The sequence below is a fragment of the Bacillus sp. C30 genome, assembly GCF_040838255.1.
Taxonomy (GTDB): Bacteria; Bacillota; Bacilli; order Bacillales; family Bacillaceae_G; genus Bacillus_A; species Bacillus_A mycoides.
Genome location: NZ_JBFPJH010000020.1, coordinates 22215 through 29620, shown reverse-complemented (window position 1 = coordinate 29620; position 7406 = coordinate 22215). Strand labels below are relative to the sequence as shown.

The 7406-nt window shown below is 38.3% G+C and carries 5 protein-coding genes, 6 tRNA genes and 1 pseudogene; all 12 read left to right on the top strand.

Features of this window, described 5'->3' with window-relative positions; genetic code table 11:
• Positions 1-56: 56 nt before the first annotated feature.
• Positions 57-132, top strand: a tRNA-Val gene (locus AB3X49_RS04540).
• 16 nt (positions 133-148) lie between these two features.
• Positions 149-232, top strand: a tRNA-Tyr gene (locus AB3X49_RS04535).
• Positions 233-297: 65 nt separating this feature from the next.
• A tRNA-Gln gene (locus AB3X49_RS04530) sits at positions 298-372 on the top strand.
• A gap of 5 nt (positions 373-377) precedes the next feature.
• Positions 378-453 (top strand) — tRNA-Lys (locus tag AB3X49_RS04525).
• 5 nt (positions 454-458) lie between these two features.
• Positions 459-530: transfer RNA gene (locus AB3X49_RS04520), tRNA-Gly, on the top strand.
• A 10-nt stretch (positions 531-540) separates the two neighbouring features.
• Positions 541-613: transfer RNA gene (locus AB3X49_RS04515), tRNA-Ala, on the top strand.
• 125 nt (positions 614-738) lie between these two features.
• Complete coding sequence (locus tag AB3X49_RS04510) at positions 739-1884, top strand: glycerate kinase (RefSeq protein WP_088265801.1); 1146 nt, start codon at positions 739-741, stop codon at positions 1882-1884.
• A gap of 270 nt (positions 1885-2154) precedes the next feature.
• A complete protein-coding gene (gene rocF / locus AB3X49_RS04505) occupies positions 2155-3048 on the top strand; it encodes an arginase (protein WP_002029355.1) in 894 nt (297 codons plus the stop codon).
• A 248-nt stretch (positions 3049-3296) separates the two neighbouring features.
• Positions 3297-4118 (top strand): diadenylate cyclase CdaA, encoded by an 822-nt coding sequence (gene cdaA / locus AB3X49_RS04500; protein WP_002124707.1) that lies wholly within the window; start codon positions 3297-3299, stop codon positions 4116-4118.
• Entirely contained in the window at positions 4111-5586 is a 1476-nt protein-coding gene (locus AB3X49_RS04495) for a CdaR family protein (protein ID WP_367960685.1), read from the top strand. Before cdaA ends, AB3X49_RS04495 begins: the two co-directional genes overlap by 8 nt.
• Positions 5579-6925 (top strand): phosphoglucosamine mutase, encoded by a 1347-nt coding sequence (glmM, locus tag AB3X49_RS04490; RefSeq protein ID WP_002029377.1) that lies wholly within the window; start codon positions 5579-5581, stop codon positions 6923-6925. The genes AB3X49_RS04495 and glmM overlap by 8 nt, the downstream gene beginning before the upstream one ends.
• Positions 6926-7211: 286 nt before the next feature.
• Positions 7212-7397 (top strand): annotated as a pseudogene (locus tag AB3X49_RS04485) (hypothetical protein).
• Positions 7398-7406: the final 9 nt, after the last annotated feature.

Genomic DNA, 7406 nt, shown 5'->3' with positions numbered 1-7406 from the left:
ACACCGCCCTTTCACGGCGGTAACACGGGTTCGAATCCCGTACGGGTCACCACTTCGGAGGATTAGCTCAGCTGGGAGAGCACCTGCCTTACAAGCAGGGGGTCGGCGGTTCGATCCCGTCATCCTCCACCATATATTTTTAAATGTCGGAGGGGTAGCGAAGTGGCTAAACGCGGCGGACTGTAAATCCGCTCCTTTGGGTTCGGCAGTTCGAATCTGCCCCCCTCCACCATTTTCTTTAAAATAACCTGAGAGGGTTTATTTTTTTGAAAAGATAACCATACTAGTAAATATTAATGGGCTATAGCCAAGCGGTAAGGCAACGGACTTTGACTCCGTCATGCGCTGGTTCGAATCCAGCTAGCCCAGCCATTTACGAGCCATTAGCTCAGTTGGTAGAGCATCTGACTTTTAATCAGAGGGTCGAAGGTTCGAATCCTTCATGGCTCACCATTTTCGCGGAAGTAGTTCAGTGGTAGAATACAACCTTGCCAAGGTTGGGGTCGCGGGTTCGAATCCCGTCTTCCGCTTAATTACTAAGGGGCCTTAGCTCAGCTGGGAGAGCGCCTGCCTTGCACGCAGGAGGTCAGCGGTTCGATCCCGCTAGGCTCCATATAAATAGGAAAAGCTTACATCAAATGATGTAAGCTTTTTTTGTGTTTAAATTCCACTCAAAAAGAAAACTTTTCCGTATATCGTTTAAAATGAAAAAAAGGGATTGAATAAGGGGGGATAATTATGAAAGTTGTCATTGCATCGGATTCATATAAAGAAAGCCTGAAAGCTATAGAGGTATGTGAAGCTATTGAAAGGGGTTTTGCAGCAGTTTTTCCTAAAGCAGAGTACGTTAAAGTACCAATTGGAGATGGAGGTGAAGGAACGGTCGAATCTCTTGTTGGTGCTACAATGGGGGGAATTATATCACTTAATGTGACAGGGCCGCTTGGGGAGAGTGTGCAAGCCTATTATGGTATGTCTAAGGATAAGGAGACAGCATTTATTGAAATGGCGGCAGCATCAGGATTACAACACGTTCCAATTGAAAAGAGAAACCCACTTATTACAACGACAAAAGGGACAGGTGAACTGATATTACATGCATTAGATCAAGGAGCTAAACACATTATTTTAGGGCTTGGAGGAAGTGCTACAAATGATGGTGGGGCAGGTATGTTGTCTGCTTTAGGCGTAGAGTTTATTAATAGGAAAGGTGAAGTAATTGAGCCCTCTGGAGGAACATTACATTTGATTACTGCTCTTAACCTTTCTCGTATGGATACACGTTTGAAGGATATAAAGCTAGAAGCAGCATGTGATGTCGACAATCCATTAGCTGGACCAAAGGGAGCGTCTTTTGTATTTGGGAGACAAAAGGGTGCGAATGTAGAGATGATGAAAGAGCTAGACGGGAATTTAAAACATTATGCTAATATACTTAAACAGTACGTATCTTTTGATGTGTCCCTAATACCTGGTGCAGGGGCAGCTGGAGGAATGGGAGCCGCTGTCGTTGCAGTACTAAAGGGACAGCTAAGAAAAGGGATTGAAATTGTATTAGATTATACAAATTTTGATAAGTGTATAGAGGGTGCCGATCTTATTGTAACTGGTGAGGGAAGGATAGATGAACAAACAGCTTATGGAAAAGCTCCTGTTGGTGTCGCGAAGCGGGCGAAATGCCGTCATATTCCTGTAATTGCTATTGGTGGATCTGTATCTCCGAACTATACAATTGTTTATGAAAAGGGAATTGATGCAGTATTTAGTATTACAGCAAGTCCAATGACATTAGAAGAGGCATATAAAAGGGCAGAAGAGAATATAGAAATGACAGCGAGAAATATTGCAGCAGTGTGGAAACTAGCATCAGAAAAACGCTTCTAAGTGTAGAAGTGTTTTTTAAATTCAGTTATTTGAGGATGTTTTGTGTAATTCTAGGTATTGATGGAGAAAGGCACGGATAAAAATATTAGCTGATAGAAAAGTTAGTTGGTTCATTAAGTTAACTTTATACATAGAATAGTTTAAAAATCGGGAGTCCAACGTAAATATAAGTGAATAAAATGTATATCCATGCAGAAAAATGTCGAGTTGAGTCAGACTATATAAAAGATTTAAAATATTTAGTGAAGGCATAAAAGGGGGATACTATCTATGAAAAAAGAAATCTCAGTTATTGGAGTTCCAATGGATTTAGGACAGATGCGTCGCGGGGTTGATATGGGACCAAGCGCGATCCGTTATGCAGGGGTAGTTGAAAGAATTGAACAAATTGGATATGACGTAAAAGATATGGGAGATATATGTATAGAGAGAGAAAAAGAAGTAGATGAAAATACAAAGTTACGAAACCTTACTCAAGTTGCAACTGTATGTAATGAACTAGCGACTAAGGTTGATCATATTATAGAAGAAGGTCGTTTTCCACTTGTATTAGGCGGTGATCATAGTATTGCTATCGGTACGCTAGCTGGTGTGGCGAAACATTATAAAAATTTAGGTGTTATTTGGTATGATGCACACGGTGATTTAAATACAGAAGAAACATCACCATCTGGAAATATTCACGGTATGTCACTTGCTGCAAGTTTAGGTTATGGACATTCTTCACTTGTAGATTTATACGGGGCATACCCGAAAGTAAAAAAAGAGAACGTTGTAATTATAGGTGCACGTGCATTAGATGAAGGAGAAAAGGACTTTATTCGTGAAGAAGGCATTAAAGTATTCTCAATGCATGAAATTGATCGTATGGGTATGACGGCTGTTATGGAAGAAACAATTGCGTATTTATCTCATACTGACGGTGTTCATTTATCATTAGATTTAGATGGGCTTGATCCTCATGACGCACCAGGAGTTGGAACACCTGTAATTGGTGGTCTATCTTATCGTGAAAGCCACTTAGCGATGGAGATGTTAGCAGAAGCTGATATTGTTACATCTGCTGAATTTGTTGAAGTAAATACGATTTTAGATGAGAGAAACAGAACAGCAACAACAGCGGTTGCTTTAATGGGTTCTTTGTTCGGTGAAAAACTAAAATAAATGTAAGAAAAGCAACTGAGAAGTTGCTTTTTTTATTTGAAAATAGGCGTATAATAATGACTTATATTATACTGTAGGATAAGAAAGTTTGACATCTTACCAATTTAAGCTAAAGGGGGGCGTTTGTAATTGTCGTTTGGTTCATGTATGGTATAATTAACTAGTTGTTGGAAATACATACAGATAGAGCATAAAATAATATTTCAATATATGGATAGAATTGCTCGTAAGTAGGAGGAAGGGTTAGCATGCCTTTTGAAGATACGACCATTTTGAAATATCTTAGTACGGCATTAGATATTGCTGTTGTATGGTTTATTATATATAAGCTAATTCTTATAATTCGGGGCACGAAGGCTGTGCAACTTTTAAAAGGTATTACAGTTATTATTGTCGTCCGGATGATTAGTATTTTACTTGAATTGCATACGCTATATTGGCTAACGGAACAAGTATTAACGTGGGGATTTTTAGCCGTTATTATTATCTTCCAGCCAGAATTGAGAAGAGCACTTGAGCAGCTAGGACGGGGTAGCTTATTTTCGCGTGTGGGAAATCAGGGGGAAGATGAACCTGAAATTGTTGCAACAGCGATAGCTAAAGCAACGGAATATATGGGAAAACGTAGAATTGGTGCACTAATTACTTTGTCAAAAGAGACTGGGATGGATGATTATGTAGAAACGGGTATTCCGCTAAATGCAAATGTATCATCGGAATTACTCATTAATATTTTTATCCCTAATACCCCTCTTCATGATGGAGCAGTAATTATGCAGGGAAGTACAATTAAAGCAGCAGCATGTTACCTTCCGTTATCAGAAAGCCCATTTATTTCTAAGGAGTTAGGAACTAGGCATCGCGCTGCAATGGGAGTTAGTGAAGTCACTGATAGTATTACAGTAGTTGTGTCGGAAGAAACAGGCCAAATTTCTTTAACGAAAAACGGTAAGTTACATCGTGATTTGAAGACAGAACAGCTGAAGGACATGTTGTTAGCAGAATTTAGTGGGAACGAAAAAACGACTTCTTCGTCTTTATGGAATTGGAGGAGAAAGCGTCATGGATAAGTTAATGGAGAATCATTGGTTTTTAAAAGGAATCTCATTACTATTGGCGTGTATGCTTTTCATGTCAGCAACTTTAACTGAAAAAAATACGACATCGAGTATATTACCTTTCGTAAATGAAACGAAAGAAACATTAACTGATTATCCTATTACCCTGAAGTATGATGAAGAGAAATATATTGTAAGTGGTATTCCATCAGGTGGAGTTAAGGTGAAGTTGGAAGGTCCAAAATCAGCAGTTGCTACAGCAAAAGCAAAAAAACAATTTGATATATCAGTTGATTTGCGAGATAGTCAAAAAGGAACTTATGAAGTTTCTTTAAAAGCGAATGGGCTTCCAGATGATGTGAAAGGAACAGTCCAACCAGCAACAATCAAAGTTACTCTTCATGAAAAAGCGAGAAAATATGTTCATGTAGACTTAAAATTATCAAATGAGGATCAGATGCCAGCGGGTGCTACTCTCGAAAAATCAAACATTAAACCTGATACTGTTGAGGTAGTTGGGACGAAAGAAGAAATCGAAAGTATTTCATCTGCTAAGGCGTATATTGATTTAAAAGGTGTTAATAAAACTGTTACAAAAACAGCCGAAGTTACATTATACAATAAAGAAGGAAAACGTTTAAATGTAAGAACGAGTCCATCTAAAATTAGTGTAACATTGAATGTGGCGACGCAAGCTACGGCCAATAATACTGAAAAAACTGTTCCTGTGACGTATACGAAAAAGGGGAGTTTACCAGAAGGATTGACTGTTACAAATATTAGCGTTGAGCCGAGAGAAGTAACGATAGCAGGTCCAAAAGACATTTTGGATAATATACAATCTATAGAGGGGGTCGAGGTAGATTTTAGTCAATTGACGGATTCTACAACATTCGATGCCTCTGTTTTATTGCCAAAAGGTGTAACAAGTGCAAAACCAAATCAAGTGAAGGTTTCCGTAGGGGTACAAAAGGTAAAACAAACGAAAAGTAAAACTATTGATGGTATCCCGATTCAAAAAAGTGGAATTCCGAATGATGTTACTGCGCAGCTACTTTCGCCACAAGATGGAAAGATAAGCGTTGATATTTCAGGAGAAGCAAGTATAGTAGATAAAATAACAGCTGCTCAAATAACAGCGGCGATTAATCTTCAAAATGTATCTCCGGGGACGAAGGATGTTTCTATTCAAGTGAGTGGTCCTGGTAATATTTCGATAGAAGCAAAACAAAAAAGTGCTAAAGTCACAATTGTGAAGAAAGAAAAGCCGGATAAAGAAGTACAGGGTAATATTGAACAACCAGATTCAAAAAACAATCAAGAAAATCAAACTGAAAAACCAAAAAATCCTGAACCAGATCCAGAAAAGGATCAGGAAAAAGAAAAAGACAAAGAAAAAGAAAATAGCCAAGAAACGAGCCAAGAACCAACAGTAGATAATCAAAAAGAGCACGAAAAAGGAGCGAATAATAATGGGTAAATATTTTGGTACAGACGGAGTACGCGGGGTTGCAAATAAGGAATTAACACCTGAATTAGCTTTTAAAATAGGACGTTTTGGCGGCTATGTATTAACAAAAGATACAGATCGTCCAAAAGTGATTATTGGCCGTGATACACGTGTATCTGGACATATGCTAGAAGGAGCTTTAGTAGCAGGCCTATTATCAACTGGAGCGGAAGTAATGCGCCTTGGTGTTATTTCTACACCAGGTGTGGCTTATTTAACAAAAGCTTTAGGGGCGCAAGCAGGTGTTATGATCTCTGCATCTCATAACCCAGTACAAGATAATGGAATTAAGTTCTTCGGTTCAGATGGATTTAAATTAACAGATGAGCAAGAAGCAGAAATTGAAGCGTTATTAGACAAAGAAGTTGATGAGCTACCACGTCCAACAGGTACTAACCTTGGACAAGTGAGTGATTACTTTGAAGGTGGACAAAAATATTTACAATACATTAAACAAACTGTAGAGGAAGATTTCTCTGGTTTACATATTGCTTTAGATTGTGCACATGGTGCTACATCTTCTTTAGCTCCATATTTATTTGCAGATTTAGAAGCTGACATTTCAACAATGGGAACTTCACCGAACGGTATGAATATTAACGCTGGAGTAGGTTCTACGCATCCAGAAGTGTTAGCTGAATTAGTAAAAGAAAAAGGTGCTGACATTGGTCTTGCTTTTGATGGTGACGGAGACCGTTTAATCGCAGTAGACGAAAAAGGAAACATCGTTGATGGCGATCAAATTATGTTTATTTGCGCGAAGTATATGAAAGAAACTGGTCAATTGAAACATAATACAGTTGTTTCAACAGTTATGAGTAACTTAGGTTTCTACAAAGCGCTTGAAGCAAACAATATTACAAGTGATAAAACAGCAGTTGGTGATCGCTACGTAATGGAAGAGATGAAACGTGGTGGATATAACCTGGGCGGAGAACAATCAGGTCATATTATCTTACTTGATTACATTACAACTGGTGATGGAATGTTAAGTGCACTTCAACTTGTAAACATCATGAAAATGACGAAAAAGCCATTATCTGAGCTTGCAGGCGAGATGACAAAATTCCCACAATTACTAGTAAACGTTCGTGTAACAGATAAAAAACTAGCATTAGAAAATGAGAAAATTAAAGAAATTATTCGTGTTGTAGAGGAAGAAATGAACGGAGACGGTCGTATTCTTGTTCGTCCATCTGGAACAGAACCACTTATTCGTGTAATGGCAGAAGCACCGACACAAGAAATTTGTGATGGGTATGTACATCGTATTGTAGAAGTTGTGAAAGCGGAAGTTGGAGCTGAATAATTTACCAAATTTGTTTTAAAAGGAGCACAAGAAGTGCTCCTTTTTCATATGTTTTATAGACAATGAAAAAAATTTCATTGACGATTTATATTGTTTGTTATACGATGGTCTTGTTCTTTTTCTCAAAGGAAATATTGTAAATTATAAAAGCGCCAGAACTACAAGTAGTGTAGTTGACGAGGTGGAGTTTATCGAGATTTCGGCGGATGACTCCCGGTTGTTCATCACAACCGCAATCTTTTACTTAAAACATTAAGGTGACTTAGTGGACAAAGGTGAAAGTGTGATGAGAGAAGAGGAACGGATGAATACTAGCTGTATAAGTATATACGGACTTTAACCCAATCGAGAGGAAGGTGAAAGCCGTTACAAGCTTACAGGGCTAGCAATATGTAATCCGTTTTTTAGTATAAATAAAAATGGTATCGGACTATGTCGTTACATGTTCGCAGAGCAGTGTAAGCATTTGTAACGGCGACTA